General features: G+C 39.6%; 13 protein-coding genes and 1 other annotated feature. All 13 genes read right to left on the bottom strand.

Annotated elements, in window-relative coordinates; genetic code table 11:
- Position 1 precedes the first annotated feature (1 nt).
- Entirely contained in the window at positions 2-691 is a 690-nt protein-coding gene (locus D0S48_RS13135; RefSeq protein WP_144540966.1) for a response regulator transcription factor, read from the bottom strand.
- A gap of 92 nt (positions 692-783) precedes the next feature.
- A complete protein-coding gene (tuf, locus tag D0S48_RS13130) occupies positions 784-1971 on the bottom strand; it encodes an elongation factor Tu (protein WP_144540964.1) in 1188 nt (395 codons plus the stop codon).
- 116 nt (positions 1972-2087) lie between these two features.
- Positions 2088-4166, bottom strand: coding sequence for an elongation factor G (gene fusA / locus D0S48_RS13125; protein WP_144540962.1), 2079 nt, complete (start codon positions 4164-4166; stop codon positions 2088-2090).
- 50 nt (positions 4167-4216) lie between these two features.
- Complete coding sequence (rpsG, locus tag D0S48_RS13120; RefSeq protein WP_144540960.1) at positions 4217-4687, bottom strand: 30S ribosomal protein S7; 471 nt, start codon at positions 4685-4687, stop codon at positions 4217-4219.
- 43 nt (positions 4688-4730) lie between these two features.
- Complete coding sequence (rpsL, locus tag D0S48_RS13115) at positions 4731-5150, bottom strand: 30S ribosomal protein S12 (protein ID WP_144540957.1); 420 nt, start codon at positions 5148-5150, stop codon at positions 4731-4733.
- 97 nt (positions 5151-5247) lie between these two features.
- Positions 5248-5496, bottom strand: a complete 249-nt coding sequence (locus D0S48_RS13110; RefSeq protein WP_151112048.1) for a ribosomal L7Ae/L30e/S12e/Gadd45 family protein — start codon at positions 5494-5496, stop codon at positions 5248-5250.
- 129 nt (positions 5497-5625) lie between these two features.
- Positions 5626-9228 carry a DNA-directed RNA polymerase subunit beta' gene (gene rpoC, locus D0S48_RS13105; protein WP_144540953.1) on the bottom strand — a complete coding sequence of 1201 codons (3603 nt, stop codon included), beginning with the start codon at positions 9226-9228 and terminating at the stop codon, positions 5626-5628.
- A 134-nt stretch (positions 9229-9362) separates the two neighbouring features.
- Positions 9363-12917, bottom strand: coding sequence for a DNA-directed RNA polymerase subunit beta (rpoB, locus tag D0S48_RS13100; RefSeq protein ID WP_144540951.1), 3555 nt, complete (start codon positions 12915-12917; stop codon positions 9363-9365).
- Between the two features lie 228 nt (positions 12918-13145).
- Entirely contained in the window at positions 13146-13748 is a 603-nt protein-coding gene (locus D0S48_RS13095; RefSeq protein WP_151112046.1) for a class I SAM-dependent methyltransferase, read from the bottom strand.
- A 77-nt stretch (positions 13749-13825) separates the two neighbouring features.
- Positions 13826-14188 (bottom strand): 50S ribosomal protein L7/L12, encoded by a 363-nt coding sequence (rplL, locus tag D0S48_RS13090; RefSeq protein WP_144540947.1) that lies wholly within the window; start codon positions 14186-14188, stop codon positions 13826-13828.
- 70 nt (positions 14189-14258) lie between these two features.
- Entirely contained in the window at positions 14259-14759 is a 501-nt protein-coding gene (gene rplJ / locus D0S48_RS13085; RefSeq protein WP_144540945.1) for a 50S ribosomal protein L10, read from the bottom strand.
- 33 nt (positions 14760-14792) lie between these two features.
- Positions 14793-14936 (bottom strand) — a sequence feature (ribosomal protein L10 leader region).
- Positions 14937-14979: 43 nt separating this feature from the next.
- A complete protein-coding gene (rplA, locus tag D0S48_RS13080) occupies positions 14980-15672 on the bottom strand; it encodes a 50S ribosomal protein L1 (protein WP_144540943.1) in 693 nt (230 codons plus the stop codon).
- Between the two features lie 128 nt (positions 15673-15800).
- Positions 15801-16226, bottom strand: coding sequence for a 50S ribosomal protein L11 (gene rplK / locus D0S48_RS13075; RefSeq protein WP_144541048.1), 426 nt, complete (start codon positions 16224-16226; stop codon positions 15801-15803).
- Positions 16227-16326 lie beyond the last annotated feature (100 nt).

The following is a 16326-nucleotide window of genomic DNA, read 5'->3' as shown; positions in this document are numbered from 1 at the left end:
TTTATCCCTCCTTTGAAATGGCCATATAACCTAATCCTTTTTTGGTTTGGATGACATCAGTCAAACCAATCTCTTCTAATTTTAAACGCAGACGATTCACGTTAACGGATAAAGTATTATCATTAACAAATCTCTCGTCATCCCATAGTTTTCTCATTAATTCATCGCGCGATACAATCTTGTCTACAGATTGCAATAAAACCCGCAAAATAAATAATTCGTTTTTAGTTAATTCTACAGAGAGGTCGTTCCTTAAGAGAACACCTTTCGAAAAATCTACCGTCGCTCCGTTCCACCTTGTCATTTCATTTTGCTCTTCCCCATAATCATAGGTTCTTCGAAGTATTGCCTGAACCTTCGCAAGTAAAACATCCATATGAAAGGGTTTTTGTACGAAATCATCTGCACCAATTTGCATTGCCATGATCATATCCATTGGATGATCCCGAGAAGATAGAAATATAATCGGTACTTTAGAAACTGCCCTTATTTGCCTACACCAATGAAATCCATCATAAGCCGGAAGCTGAATATCTACTATAACTAACTGTGGAGCTTCTTGTATGAAATCATCCATTACATGCTGAAAAGTTGATGGGCCTATAACTTCTAATGCCCATTGTTTAAAACGATCCTGTATCATCTCGAATATTGACATGTCATCTTCAATTAAAAATACTTTTACGCTCAATGGAACCACCCCTTTAAAATTAGTTTACCATTTTTAAGCACAAAAAAATCCACCTCGTCGTCACGAGATGGATTTTATAATTTAATTATAGATTACTTAGTGATAGTAGCAACTACACCAGCGCCTACAGTACGTCCACCCTCACGGATAGAGAATTTAGTACCTTCTTCGATAGCGATTGGAGAGATTAGAGATACAGTCATTTCGATGTTATCTCCAGGCATAACCATTTCTACGCCTTCTGGTAAGTTACAAACACCAGTTACGTCAGTTGTACGGAAGTAGAACTGAGGACGGTAGTTTGAGAAGAATGGAGTATGACGTCCACCCTCTTCTTTAGAAAGAACATAAACTTCAGCTTTGAAGTCTGTGTGTGGAGTGATTGAACCTGGTTTAGCTAAAACTTGACCACGTTGGATCTCTTCACGAGAAACCCCACGAAGAAGAGCACCGATGTTGTCTCCAGCTTCTGCATAGTCAAGAAGTTTACGGAACATTTCAACTCCAGTTACAGTAGTTGATTTTGCTTCTTCAGTAATACCGATGATGTCTACAACGTCACCGATTTTAACTTGTCCACGCTCAACACGTCCTGTAGCAACTGTACCACGACCAGTGATTGAGAATACATCCTCAACTGGCATCATGAATGGTTTGTCAGTTTGACGTTCTGGTGTTGGGATATAGCTATCTACAGCGTCCATTAATTCAACGATTTTTTCTTCCCATTCTGGCTCTCCTTCAAGAGCTTTAAGAGCAGAACCTTTGATTACTGGAATGTCGTCGCCTGGGAAATCGTATTCAGAAAGAAGGTCACGAACTTCCATTTCAACTAATTCAAGTAATTCTTCGTCGTCTACCATATCACATTTGTTCATGAATACAACTAGGTATGGAACACCTACTTGTTTAGATAAAAGAATGTGTTCACGAGTTTGTGGCATTGGGCCATCAGCAGCAGATACTACTAGGATCCCGCCGTCCATTTGAGCTGCACCTGTGATCATGTTTTTAACATAGTCAGCATGTCCTGGGCAGTCTACGTGAGCGTAGTGACGAGTTTCTGTTTCATATTCAACGTGAGAAGTGTTGATTGTGATTCCGCGCTCTTTTTCTTCAGGAGCGTTATCGATGTCAGCGTATGATTTAGCTACTCCACCCATTTTTTTAGAAAGAACTGTAGCGATTGCAGCAGTTAAAGTTGTTTTACCATGGTCAACGTGTCCGATTGTACCAACGTTAGCATGTGTTTTGGAACGGTCAAATTTTTCTTTAGCCATTAGAGAAATCCTCCTCAGTAATTGTTTGTTTTTTTTATGATAAAAGATAGGGACAAGTAGTCCCTATATTTCATACACTACAAGAAAGTTATACTTGAATCAAGATGAAAATTCAATTATTCACCTTTGTGTTTTTTGATAATTTCTTCAGCAATTGATTTTGGAACATCTTCATAGTGATCAAATACCATCGAGAATACTCCACGACCTTGTGTATTTGAACGTAATGATGTTGCATATCCAAACATTTCAGCAAGTGGAACCATTGCACGTACTACCTGTGCGTTACCACGAGCGTCCATACCTTCAACGCGTCCACGACGAGATGTGATATCACCCATGATGTCTCCTAAATATTCTTCAGGAATAACAACTTCTACCTTCATGATTGGTTCAAGAAGTGCTGGGTTTACTTTAGAAACAGCATTTTTCAATGCCATAGATGCTGCGATTTTAAATGCCATCTCATTCGAGTCAACATCATGGTATGATCCGTCGAATAATTTAGCTTTAATATCGATTAATGGGAATCCAGCGATTACACCGTTGTCAAGTGAGTCACGAAGACCTGCTTCAACAGCTGGGATATATTCACGTGGTACAACCCCACCAACGATAGCATTTTCAAACTCAAAGCCTTTTCCTTCTTCGTTTGGAGAGAACTCGATCCAAACGTGTCCGAATTGACCACGTCCACCAGATTGGCGAACGAATTTACCTTCAACTTGTGCCGATGAACGGAAAGTTTCACGGTAAGATACTTGTGGAGCACCTACGTTAGCTTCTACTTTGAATTCACGACGCATACGGTCTACTAGAATATCAAGGTGAAGTTCGCCCATACCAGCGATGATTACTTGACCAGTTTCTTGGTCAGTATGTACGCGGAATGTTGGATCTTCTTCAGCTAATTTTTGTAGAGCTTGACCCATTTTATCTTGGTCAGCTTTAGTTTTTGGTTCAACAGATAGTGAGATAACTGGCTCTGGGAATTCCATAGATTCTAGAATTACTAGAGATTTTTCATCACATAATGTATCACCAGTTGTTGTATCTTTTAAGCCTACTGCTGCAGCGATATCTCCAGCGTAAACTTGTGAGATCTCTTCACGAGAGTTAGCATGCATTTGTAGGATACGACCTACACGTTCACGCTTACCTTTAGTAGAGTTTTGAACGTATGAACCAGATTGAAGAGTACCAGAATACACGCGGAAGAAAGTTAATTTACCAACGTAAGGGTCAGTCATAACTTTAAACGCTAATGCAGAGAATGGTTCAGAATCGTCAGAGTGACGTTCTACTTCTTCTTCGCTATCAGGATCGATACCTTTCATAGCTGGAATATCAAGTGGTGATGGAAGGTAAGCAACTACTGCATCAAGAACTTTTTGAACACCTTTGTTTTTGAAAGCAGTACCACATACTACTGGATAGAATTCTACGTTAAGGGTACCTTTACGGATACCAGCAACTAATTCTTCAGTTGTAATTTCTTCTCCACCAAGATATTTTTCCATTAAATCTTCATCAAGCTCAGCTACCGCTTCAACTAATTTTTCACGGTATTCTTCAGCTTGTGCTTTATATTCTTCTGGAATTTCAACTTCTTGGATATCAGTACCTAAGTCGTTTCCGTATAAAGTAGCTTTCATTGTCACTAGGTCAATGATACCGCTGAATTCATCTTCAGCACCAATTGGTAACTGAATTGGATGAGCGTTAGCTTGTAGACGGTCACGAAGAGTTCCTACAGAATATAAGAAGTCCGCACCTGTTTTATCCATTTTGTTTACAAAAACAATACGTGGTACGCCATAAGTTGTAGCTTGACGCCATACTGTTTCAGTTTGTGGTTCAACACCAGATTGAGCATCTAGTACTGTAACCGCACCATCAAGTACACGAAGTGAACGTTCAACTTCAACTGTGAAGTCTACGTGTCCAGGTGTATCGATAATGTTTACACGGTGATTATCCCAAGCAGCTGTTGTCGCAGCAGAAGTGATAGTGATACCACGTTCTTGCTCTTGCTCCATCCAGTCCATTTGTGAAGCACCCTCATGAGTTTCCCCAATTTTGTGGATTTTACCAGTGTAGTATAGAATACGCTCCGTAGTAGTCGTTTTACCAGCATCGATGTGAGCCATGATACCGATATTACGTGTTTTTTCTAAGGAGAACTCTCTAGCCATATTGTATTTCTCCTTCCAATTTCGGATTAGAGTATGATTGTATTAAAATCTTACCAACGATAGTGAGCAAATGCTTTGTTAGCTTCCGCCATTTTATGCATATCTTCACGTTTCTTAACAGAAGCACCAGTGTTGTTAGATGCATCAAGAATTTCATTAGCTAAACGCTCTTCCATAGTTTTTTCTCCACGAAGACGTGAATAGTTTACTAGGTAGCGAAGACCTAAAGTATAACGACGGTCAGGACGTACTTCAACCGGTACTTGGTAGTTAGCACCACCAACACGACGAGCACGAACTTCAAGAACTGGCATAATGTTGCTTAATGCAGCTTCAAATACTTCTAATGCATCTTTACCAGAACGTTCTTTTACAAGATCAAACGCTCCGTATAGAATTTTTTGAGAAGTACCTCTTTTACCATCAATCATCATTTTATTGATTAAACGAGTTACTAGTTTCGAATTATAAATTGGATCTGGTAACACGTCACGTTTGGAAACAGGACCTTTACGAGGCATGTGTTTTCCTCCTTTCGACGAATGTCAAATTATTAAATATAAATTATTTTTTAACTTTAGGGCGTTTTGCACCGTATAATGAACGGCTTTGCATACGACCATTAACTCCAGCTGTATCAAGAGCACCACGTACGATATGGTAACGTACCCCTGGTAAATCTTTTACACGTCCTCCGCGGATAAGTACAACACTATGTTCTTGTAGGTTGTGACCTTCTCCTGGAATATAAGCAGTAACCTCTAACGTATTTGTTAAACGTACACGCGCATATTTACGAAGTGCTGAGTTTGGTTTTTTCGGCGTCATAGTACCAACACGAGTACAAACCCCACGCTTTTGAGGCGAGTTAAGATTTGTAGCTGATTTTTTAAAGCTGTTATAGCCTTTTCCTAATGCTGGAGACTTAGATTTAGTGATGTTGGATTTACGAGGCTTACGGACCAATTGGTTAATTGTAGGCATCGATTATTCCTCCCTTCATTTGTTCTTTTAATACCACACATCCAGGTGGTTCATTTTTTGGGTAAAAACAAAGTTTTTGTGTATTACACAAAAACTGTTACACAGTAATCGCCACAACGGCAGCGCTTAAACGCAAACCACAGGCTCTACCAAGCTCTAATTTAGACTCGACATAGGTTATTGGAACATCATTTTCTTGTGCTATCTGACGTGCTAATTCAATGATTCTCAATTCTACATCCAGTGCAATATATAATTCTTTGACAAGCCCTTTTTTCATTGCTTTTACTGCTTGCTTTGTACCAATGATCGTTTTGTCTGCTTGTTTTACTTTTTCATAAGACATTTACATATCCTCCAAAGCTACAAGTCCGATAACTATCAACCTTAAATATATTATCATTCCTTGAAAAAGGTGTCAAGGCTTAACAATAAAATATTAGGGAGAAATATAAATAGATCTCCCTAATATAAGTTATTCTGCGTTTACTGTTTCTTTTTCAGCATCGGCTTCGTTTGTAGTTATTTGAATTTGACGGTAACGTTGCATACCAGTACCAGCAGGAACTAGTTTACCAATAATTACGTTTTCTTTCAATCCAAGTAGCTCATCACGTTTTCCTTTAATCGCTGCATCAGTTAAGACACGAGTCGTTTCTTGGAAAGATGCCGCTGATAAGAATGATTCTGTTTCAAGAGAAGCTTTTGTGATACCAAGGATAACTGGGCGACAAGTTGCAGGGATTTTACCTTGTAAAACTGCTTCTTTATTCGCTTCAGCAAATTGGTGGATATCTAAAAGTGAACCAGGTAGCAAGTCAGTTTCTCCTGCTTCAATTACGCGCACTTTGCGAAGCATTTGGCGAACCATTACTTCGATATGTTTATCCCCAATTTCTACCCCTTGCATACGATAAACTTTTTGTACTTCTTTTAATAAGTACTCTTGAACAGTAGAAACATCTTTTACTTTTAACAATTCTTTAGGGTCTACAGAACCTTCCGTTAATACCTGACCACGTTGAATAACGTCATTTACTATTACTTTTAGACGTGCATTGTATGGAGCTAGATATTTACGTGTTTCTACATTACCTTGAATTGTAATTTCTTTTTGTCCTTCTCTAATTTCGTCAATTTCAGTAACGGTACCAGAAATCTCAGAAATAACCGCTTGCCCTTTTGGATTACGAGCTTCAAAAATCTCTTGAATACGTGGAAGACCTTGTGTAATATCATCACCGGCAACCCCACCTGTATGGAATGTACGCATCGTTAACTGTGTACCAGGTTCTCCGATAGACTGAGCTGCGATAATACCTACCGCTTCCCCTACTTCTACCGTATCTCCAGTTGCTAAGTTCAAGCCGTAACATTTTTTACATACACCATGTTTTGTATTACAAGTAAATGCTGAGCGGATAGTTAATTGAGTAATTCCAGCTTCTTCGATAAGACGTGCGATATCTTGAGTAATCAAGCCATCTCTTTCTAACATTACTTTTCCTGTTTCCGGATGGAAGATTGTTTTCTTCGTGTGACGTCCAACAATACGTTCGCCAAACTCTTCAATTACTTCCGTACCTTCCATAAGAGAGCCTATTAGTAAGCCACGGTCTGTTCCACAGTCATCCTCACGTACGATTACATCTTGAGCTACGTCAACAAGTCGACGAGTCAGGTAACCTGAATCGGCTGTTTTAAGAGCTGTATCGGCAAGACCTTTACGAGCACCATGCGTTGAGATGAAATATTCAAGTACTGTTAACCCTTCACGGAACGATGATTTAATCGGAAGTTCGATAATTCGACCAGCCGGATTGGCCATCAGCCCACGCATACCTGCAAGCTGAGTGAAGTTGGACGCGTTACCACGGGCCCCAGAGTCACTCATCATGAAGATTGGGTTCATGTTATCAAGTGATCTCATCAGTTTTTCTTGAATAACTTCTTTCGCTCTACTCCAGTGTCCAATAACGCTTGCATAACGTTCTTCCTCTGTTATTAGACCACGACGGAATTGTTTCATTACTTTATCTACTTTACCTTGTGCTTCTTCAAGAATTTCACCTTTATCTGGAAGTACGACGATATCAGAGATACCGATTGTAATACCAGCTTTAGTTGAATATTTAAATCCAAGTGATTTCATACGGTCAAGCATTTTAGATGTTTCTGTAATATGGAAACGTTTAAATACTTCTGCGATGATATTTCCAAGGATTTTCTTCTTGAATGGTTGAACAAGATCCGTAGATTCAATATGTTTTTTCACGTCTGTCGTAGTAGAGATGAAATATTTTTCAGGTGTTTCTATTTGTAAATTGTAATCCGTTGGTTCGTTAATATACGGGAACGTTTCAGGAAGTATTTCGTTGAAGATTACTTTACCTACAGTAGTCAACAACAACATCTTGTTTTGTTCTTCCGTAAATGTTGGATTTTTCAAGGAAGATGCAGCTATGGCAATACGAGTATGCAAATGTACATGACCTGTATTATATGCAATTAGCACTTCTTCTGGACCGTAGAATGTAGAACCTTCTCCCGTTGCGCCTTTACGCTCAAGTGTTAAGTAATAGTTACCTAGTACCATATCTTGAGATGGCGTAACAACTGGTTTTCCATCTTTCGGGTTCAAAATGTTTTGTGCAGCAAGCATTAGTAGACGTGCTTCCGCTTGAGCTTCTGCTGATAAAGGTACGTGAACAGCCATTTGGTCACCATCAAAGTCAGCGTTATATGCTGTACATACAAGGGGGTGAAGACGAATTGCACGACCTTCTACTAATGTTGGTTCAAACGCTTGGATACCTAAACGGTGAAGAGTAGGTGCGCGGTTTAGTAAAACCGGATGCTCCTTGATTACATCTTCTAATACATCCCAAACTTCTGGATGCATACGTTCAATTTTGCGTTTTGCACTCTTAATGTTATGCGCCAAACCACGTTCAACTAGTTCTTTCATAACAAATGGTTTGAATAATTCAATTGCCATTTCTTTTGGAAGACCACATTGGTACATTTTTAGGTTTGGTCCTACTACGATAACGGAACGACCAGAATAGTCTACACGTTTACCAAGTAAGTTTTGACGGAAACGACCTTGCTTCCCTTTAAGCATATGTGAGAGTGACTTTAATGGACGGTTACCTGGTCCTGTTACTGGACGGCCACGACGACCATTATCAATCAATGCATCAACTGCTTCTTGAAGCATACGTTTTTCGTTTTGAACAATGATGCTAGGAGCACCTAAGTCCAATAGACGTTTTAAACGGTTATTACGGTTGATTACACGACGGTATAAATCATTTAAATCAGATGTAGCAAAGCGTCCGCCGTCTAATTGAACCATTGGACGTAATTCTGGTGGAATAACCGGAAGTACATCTAAGATCATCCAATCAGGCTTGTTGCCAGAGTTACGGAAAGATTCTACTACTTCTAAACGTTTAATAGCGCGTGTACGGCGTTGACCTTGTGCTGTTTTTAACTCTTCTTTTAAGTTCTCAGTTTCACTTTCTAGATCTATCTCTTGTAATAGACGCTTAATAGCCTCTGCACCCATAGCAGCTTGGAACTTACTACCAAACTTATCTCGGTATGCACGGTATTCTTTTTCAGAAAGTAATTGTTTCTTTTCAAGAGGTGTATCCGCTGGTTCAATTACAACGTAAGAAGCAAAATAAATTACTTCCTCTAGTGATCTTGGAGACATATCCAAAATCAGCCCCATACGGCTTGGAATACCTTTGAAATACCAAATATGTGATACAGGAGCTGCCAATTCAATGTGACCCATACGCTCACGACGTACTTTCGAACGCGTAACCTCTACTCCACATCGATCACAAACTACGCCTTTATAGCGAACACGTTTGTATTTACCACAATGACATTCCCAGTCTTTTGTAGGACCGAAAATACGCTCACAGAATAACCCATCTTTTTCAGGTTTTAGTGTACGATAGTTAATTGTTTCAGGTTTTTTTACTTCTCCATAAGACCATGAACGGATTTTATCTGGTGAAGCTAAACCAATTTTCATATACTCAAAATTATTAACGTCTATCAAGGAGCCTACCTCCCTTTAGTCTTGAGTCTTTAGAAAGACCTTCCAAGTAGCTCTGCATAATGCAATTTAATACGGAAATACGGACAGGCATCACCTGTCCGATTTTTTATCTAATCAATTATTCCTGCTTGACCTTACTCTAAGTTTCCAACTGGCTCTTCTTCATTAGCTAGTGGTAATAAACCAAGTGCATCAGCTGCCGGAATATCGTCATCTTCATCTAAATCACGAAGTTCAATTTCTTCTTCGTCAATTGTTAACATCTTAACGTCCATACCTAAACTTTGTAGTTCTTTAATCAATACTTTGAATGATTCAGGAACGCCTGGCTCAGGAACACTTTCACCTTTAACGATGGCTTCATATGTTTTCACACGTCCAACCACGTCATCAGATTTAACCGTTAAGATTTCTTGTAATGTATAAGCAGCACCATATGCTTCTAGTGCCCATACTTCCATCTCACCAAAACGTTGTCCACCGAATTGCGCTTTACCACCAAGAGGCTGTTGCGTAACAAGAGAATAAGGTCCTGTTGAACGAGCATGAAGCTTGTCATCAACCATGTGGGCAAGTTTGATCATATACATAACCCCTACTGAAACGCGGTTATCAAATGGTTCACCTGAACGACCATCATAAAGAGTCGTTTTACCATCACGGTTCAAGCCTGCTTCTTCCATCGTGTTCCATACATCTTCCTCGTTGGCACCATCAAATACAGGTGAAGCCATGTGAACACCAAGAAGTCTAGAAGCCATACCTAAGTGAAGCTCTAGTACTTGCCCAATATTCATACGAGAAGGTACCCCTAGTGGATTTAACATAATGTCCACCGGTGTTCCGTCTGGAAGGAAAGGCATATCTTCTTCCGGAAGAATACGAGAGATTACCCCTTTGTTACCATGTCGTCCGGCCATTTTATCCCCTACAGAGATTTTACGTTTTTGAACGATATAAGCACGTACTAGTTGGTTAACACCAGGTGATAGTTCATCCCCATCTTCACGATTGAAGACTTTTACATCTAATACAATTCCGCCTGCACCATGAGGTACACGTAGAGATGTATCGCGAACTTCACGAGCTTTTTCTCCGAAAATAGCGTGAAGTAGACGTTCTTCAGCAGTAAGTTCTGTAACTCCTTTAGGCGTTACTTTACCTACTAAAATATCTCCGTCTCTAACTTCAGCACCGACACGGATAATTCCACGGTCATCTAAGTTACGTAAAGCATCTTCTCCGACGTTAGGAATGTCTCTCGTAATTTCCTCTGGCCCAAGTTTCGTATCACGTGATTCTGACTCGTATTCTTCAATATGCACAGAAGTATAGACATCATCTTTCACAAGACGCTCACTCATGATTACAGCATCCTCGTAGTTATATCCATCCCATGTCATGAAGGCAACTAGTACGTTACGTCCTAGCGCAAGCTCTCCTTGTTCCATAGATGGACCGTCTGCAAGGATATCTAAAGGTTTAACACGGTCTCCAACCTTAACGATTGGACGTTGGTTAATAGATGTACCATGGTTAGAACGTTCGAATTTGTGAACTTTATAAGTTGTTAAATCACCTTTAACTTCTTTTCCATCCACTTCTTCAATGCGACGAACGCGAATCTCTTTCGCTTCTACATGTTCTACGATCCCGTGATACTTAGCAATAACAGCGGCACCTGAATCACGTGCATTGACATGCTCCATACCAGTTCCTACAAACGGAGCTTCTGGGTTTAAAAGAGGAACAGCTTGACGTTGCATGTTCGCTCCCATTAGGGCACGGTTAGAGTCATCGTTTTCTAAGAATGGAATACATGCTGTAGCAGCAGAAACTACTTGTTTCGGTGATACGTCCATGTAGTCAATTTGATCTCTTCTAAATACCGTGTTGTCACCACGGAAACGGCCAACTACTTCTTCGTTTACGAATGCACCGTCGTCAGAAAGTGGAGAGTTAGCTTGCGCAACAACATAGTTGTCCTCTTCATCTGCTGTTAGGTAATCAATACGTGAAGTTACAAGACCAGTTTCAGGGTCAACTCGACGGTAAGGAGTTTCGATAAATCCAAATTTATTTACTTTCGCAAAACTGGAAAGTGAGTTAATTAAACCAATGTTAGGTCCCTCAGGAGTTTCAATTGGACACATACGACCATAGTGAGAGTAGTGAACGTCACGAACCTCGAAGCCTGCACGCTCACGCGTTAAACCACCGGGTCCTAAAGCAGAAAGACGACGTTTATGAGTTAACTCTGCAAGTGGATTTGTTTGGTCCATGAACTGAGATAATTGAGAACTACCAAAGAATTCCTTGATAGATGCAATTACTGGACGAATATTTATCAGCTGTTGTGGAACAATTGCTTGTGTATCGTTTATTGACATACGCTCACGAACTACACGCTCCATACGAGAAAGACCAATACGGAATTGGTTTTGTAATAACTCTCCAACTGAACGTAAACGACGGTTTCCTAGATGGTCAATATCATCCGTGTTTCCAACGTTGAATAATAGGTTAAAGAAATAACCAATAGATGACACGATATCTGCAGGCGTAATGTTTTTAACTTCGGTTTCCACATACGCATTACTAATTACATTTATCTCTTTTTGCTCGTCATCATTTGGTGCATAAATTTTAATCGATTGAACCGTAATATCGTCTTCTAAAACTCCTCCAACTTGAGAGAATGTTTTAAATCCAATTCCATTTTCCAAATGAGGGATCAGTCTGTCTAATACACGACGATCGATCAGTGTACCAGCTTCAACTAAAATTTCACCTGTTTCTGGATCCACTAACGTTTCCGCTACTGTTTGGTTAAACAAACGATTTTTTATGTGTAATTTTTTGTTCATTTTGTAACGACCAACATTTGCTAAATCATAGCGTTTTGGGTCAAAGAAGCGAGAGTATAGCAGGCTCTTTGCACTTTCCACAGTTGGTGGCTCGCCTGGACGTAAGCGTTCATAGATTTCTAATAACGCTTTTTCAGTAGTTTCTGTGTTGTCCTTTTCTAGCGTGTTACGTAAATACTCATTGTCACCGAGTAAATCAATGATTTCTTGATCTGAACCGAATCCTAAAGCGCGAAGTAAAACAGTTACTGGTAATTTACGAGTTCTGTCAATTCGAACGTACACTACGTCCTTTGCATCAATCTCGTATTCAAGCCATGCACCACGGTTTGGAATAACAGTAGCACCAAAACCTTTTTTACCATTTTTGTCTGTTTTGTCATGGAAGTAAACACTTGGTGAACGGACTAACTGAGATACGATTACTCGCTCAGCACCATTAATAACGAAAGTACCAGTTTCTGTCATGAGTGGGAAATCACCCATAAAGACATCTTGTTCTTTCACTTCATCCGTTTCTTTGTTGTGGAGACGTACTTTTACGCGAAGTGGTGCTGCGTATGTTGCGTCACGTTCTTTAGATTCATCGACTGAATATTTTGGATCATTCAAACTATAGTCGACAAACTCCAATGATAGATTGCCTGTAAAATCCTCGATAGGTGAAATATCCTTAAACATTTCACGCAAACCTTCTTCAAGGAACCATTCATAAGATGCTGTTTGAATCTCAATAAGATTCGGTAATTCTAGCACCTCACTAATACGCGCAAAACTTCTACGCTGGCGGTGTTGTCCGTACTGAACTAGTTGACCTGTCAACTCATTCACCCCTCAATAAAGCGATAATAGGTCTTTTCGATATAGACATTTTGGTGTATGATATCGAAAGACAAAAAGAAAACGAGTTCTTAATAAGAGCTCATTTTTGATTCACCAAACTTTTTCTCGGCCAGTATACCCATAAAGTATAGCCTTTATACAAAAGGGCATAAGTCCTCAAAATAATATTTTTGCATTTTATTATAATATCATAGCGATTTTGTCAAGTCAATCTTTTGTACCCTTTATAATCCAATAACCTTTTTCTTTGTTCACAACTTCCACTTGACCAAAAATCTCTTCTAAAAAACTAAAAGTAGATGGTGCCCCTTGTTTCTTTTGAATGACAACCCACAATTCTCCCCCTGAAACTAATTTTTCAAAGGAATCTTTATAGAAACGAAATATAGTCTCTTTTCCAGCGCGAATGGGTGGATTAGTTATAATAGCCGCAAAGTTTGCAGTTTCCACTGCGGACAACCCATCACTTTCATAGATTCGCACATTTTGTACCCCGTTAGCAGCCGCATTTTTTACTGCAAGTTGGATTGCACGCGTGTTAACATCTACTAAATGAACTGTTCTTTCTTCATTTGCTTTTGCAATGGCAAGCCCAATCGGACCATAGCCACAACCAACATCCAAGAAGTCTCCCTCTTGATCTGGCGCTTTGAAAGCATCGATTAATACACGGGAGCCAAAATCTACTTCGCTCTTACTAAAAACACCAGCATCTGTTTCAAATCGAAAATTATGGCCTAGCAATTTAAAGTTCCAATGTTGTGGCTTACTTTCCGTTTGAGGTTTTCTAGAATAATAATGTTCAGACACCGTTTAACCCTCCATCATACATACGAAGAAAAGCTCGTCGTTTAAAGACGAGCTTTTTCCCCGGGTTGTACCAAAAATTACTTAACTTCTACGTTTGCTCCAACTTCTTCAAGTTGTGCTTTCATAGCTTCTGCATCTTCTTTAGATACGCCTTCTTTAAGTGCTTTTGGAGCGTTGTCAACTACTTCTTTAGCTTCTTTCAAGCCAAGACCAGTGATTTCGCGAACTACTTTGATTACTTTAATTTTTTGGTCTCCTGCAGATGCAAGGATAACGTCAAATTCAGTTTTTTCTTCAGCAGCAGCAGCACCGCCACCAGCAGCTACAGCTACAGGTGCAGCAGCAGTAACACCAAATTCTTCTTCAATTGCTTTTACTAAGTCGTTTAATTCAAGAACTGTCATTGATTTGATAGCTTCTAAGATTTGCTCGTTGTTCATTTTATTTTCCTCCTATTATTGGATATGTTTTAGGCTATTAGCCGATTTTTGTGCAAAGTTCCATAAGGAATTATGCGCCTTGCTCTTCTTTTTGTTCTGCAACAGCTTTTGTTGCAAGTGCGAAATTGCGCACTGGAGCTTGAAGTACAGATAAAAGCATAGATAGTAGTCCTTCGCGTGATGGAAGTTCTGCTAAAGCTTTTACATCTTCTGCTGAAGATACGTTTCCTTCGATGATCCCTGCTTTAATTTCTAATTGTTCGTTCTTTTTAGCAAAATCATTAATGATTTTTGCAGGAGCAACTACGTCTTCGTTAGAGAATGCAACAGCATTTGGTCCAACTAAGAATTCGTTAATTGCATCAACTCCAGCGATTTCAGTCGCACGACGTGTAAGTGAGTTTTTATAAACTTTGAACTCAACGCCAGCTTCACGAAGTTGTTTACGTAATTCTGTAACTTGAGCAACATTTAAACCACGGTAGTCTACTACAACTACTGAAGCAGCAGCTTTAAATTTCTCTGCAATGTCGTCTACAATCACTTTTTTCGTTTCAATTGCTTTGCTCATCTTGGCACCTCCTATAAGAATTGGGCCATTTATACCGACAAAAGAAAAGCCTCTGATCTACGGATAGACACAGAGGCAGAAAGTCATCATCTAATTAGAATCTGAATTTACGTGTCCTCGGTAGGATATTAAGCGACAAGTCGCTCCTACTGTCTTCGGTACAAATGTATATTTCACAACAAAAGTCATCTTAACAGATAGACTATTAGGTTGTCAATTATTATTTTACTGATGAAGCATCAACTTTAATAGCTGGACCCATAGTAGTTGTAACATTTACAGACTTCATGTAAATACCTTTTGAAGCAGCAGGCTTAGCTTTTTGAACTACTTCAAATACAGACATAAAGTTTTCTACTAATTTGTCGTCTTCGAAAGAAACTTTTCCGATTGGAGCGTGAATGATCCCTGCTTTGTCAGCACGGTATTCTACTTTACCAGCTTTGATTTCTTCGATAGCTTTAGTTACATCAAATGTAACAGTACCAGTTTTAGGGTTTGGCATTAAACCTTTTGGTCCAAGTACGCGACCAATTTTACCAACTTCACCCATCATGTCAGGAGTAGCTACGATTACATCGAAGTCAAACCATCCTTGTTGGATTTTGTTGATGTATTCCACATCACCTGCATAGTCTGCACCAGCAGCTTCAGCTTCTTTAAGTTTTTCACCTTTAGCGAAAACTAATACGCGTTGAGTTTTACCAGTTCCGTTTGGAAGAACTACTGCCCCACGGATTTGTTGGTCGTTTTTACGAGTATCGATTCCTAGACGGAAAGCAACTTCAACTGTTGCGTCGAAATTAACTGTGCTAGTTTTTTTAGCAAGCTCGATTGCTTCTTTAGCTGAATACAATGTATTTTTGTCAACTAATTTAGCAGCTTCTTGTAACTTTTTACCTTTGTTAGCCATTTAAAATGTCCTCCTTGATAGTGGTTTTAGCGGAATAAACCTCCCACGTGTAAAGGTTGCAGTTATTCTTGGGAACAACTACAACCTTCCAAAAAAACAATTGCGTCATATCAAAATCACATTAAGTATTAGTCTTCGATCGTAATACCCATGCTACGTGCTGTACCTTCAACCATCAACATAGCTGTTTCAACAGATGCAGCGTTTAGATCTGGCATTTTTTGTTCAGCGATTTCGCGAACTTTATCACGTTTAACTGTCGCCACTTTAACGCGGTTTGGTTCACCTGATCCAGATTGAATTCCTGCTGCTACTTTAAGTAACACTGCTGCCGGCGGAGTTTTTGTAATGAAAGTAAATGAACGGTCTTCAAATACAGAAATTTCAACCGGAATGATTAGACCTGCTTGATCAGCAGTACGTGCGTTGAACTCCTTACAGAATCCCATGATGTTAACACCCGCTTGTCCTAATGCAGGACCAACCGGTGGCGCTGGATTTGCTTTACCAGCAGGAATTTGTAATTTTACAACTTTAATCACTTTTTTAGCCACGAGACACACCTCCTTAAGTCCGTGATGTGGTAATTGGGTTGCCCCTCCCACTCAAATATCTGTCTCTCAGCTCTGCGCTGATAACATTTAGAAAATTCAT

This window comes from Psychrobacillus sp. AK 1817 (assembly GCF_008807035.1).
Lineage (GTDB): Bacteria > Bacillota > Bacilli > Bacillales_A > Planococcaceae > Psychrobacillus > Psychrobacillus faecigallinarum.
Note: the sequence above shows the minus strand (reverse complement) of the source record. Positions and strands in the feature narration are given on the sequence as shown.

Bases quoted from the DNA above. Each gene is read 5' to 3' on its own strand.
- rplL (WP_144540947.1), bottom strand. From the start codon at position 14,188: ATGAACAACGAGCAAATCTTAGAAGCTATCAAATCAATGACAGTTCTT.
- fusA (WP_144540962.1), bottom strand. From the start codon at position 4,166: ATGGCTAGAGAGTTCTCCTTAGAAAAAACACGTAATATCGGTATCATG.
- rpsL (WP_144540957.1), bottom strand. From the start codon at position 5,150: ATGCCTACAATTAACCAATTGGTCCGTAAGCCTCGTAAATCCAACATC.
- rplA (WP_144540943.1), bottom strand. From the start codon at position 15,672: ATGGCTAACAAAGGTAAAAAGTTACAAGAAGCTGCTAAATTAGTTGAC.
- rplJ (WP_144540945.1), bottom strand. From the start codon at position 14,759: ATGAGCAAAGCAATTGAAACGAAAAAAGTGATTGTAGACGACATTGCA.
- D0S48_RS13110 (WP_151112048.1), bottom strand. From the start codon at position 5,496: ATGTCTTATGAAAAAGTAAAACAAGCAGACAAAACGATCATTGGTACA.
- rpsG (WP_144540960.1), bottom strand. From the start codon at position 4,687: ATGCCTCGTAAAGGTCCTGTTTCCAAACGTGACGTGTTACCAGATCCA.
- tuf (WP_144540964.1), bottom strand. From the start codon at position 1,971: ATGGCTAAAGAAAAATTTGACCGTTCCAAAACACATGCTAACGTTGGT.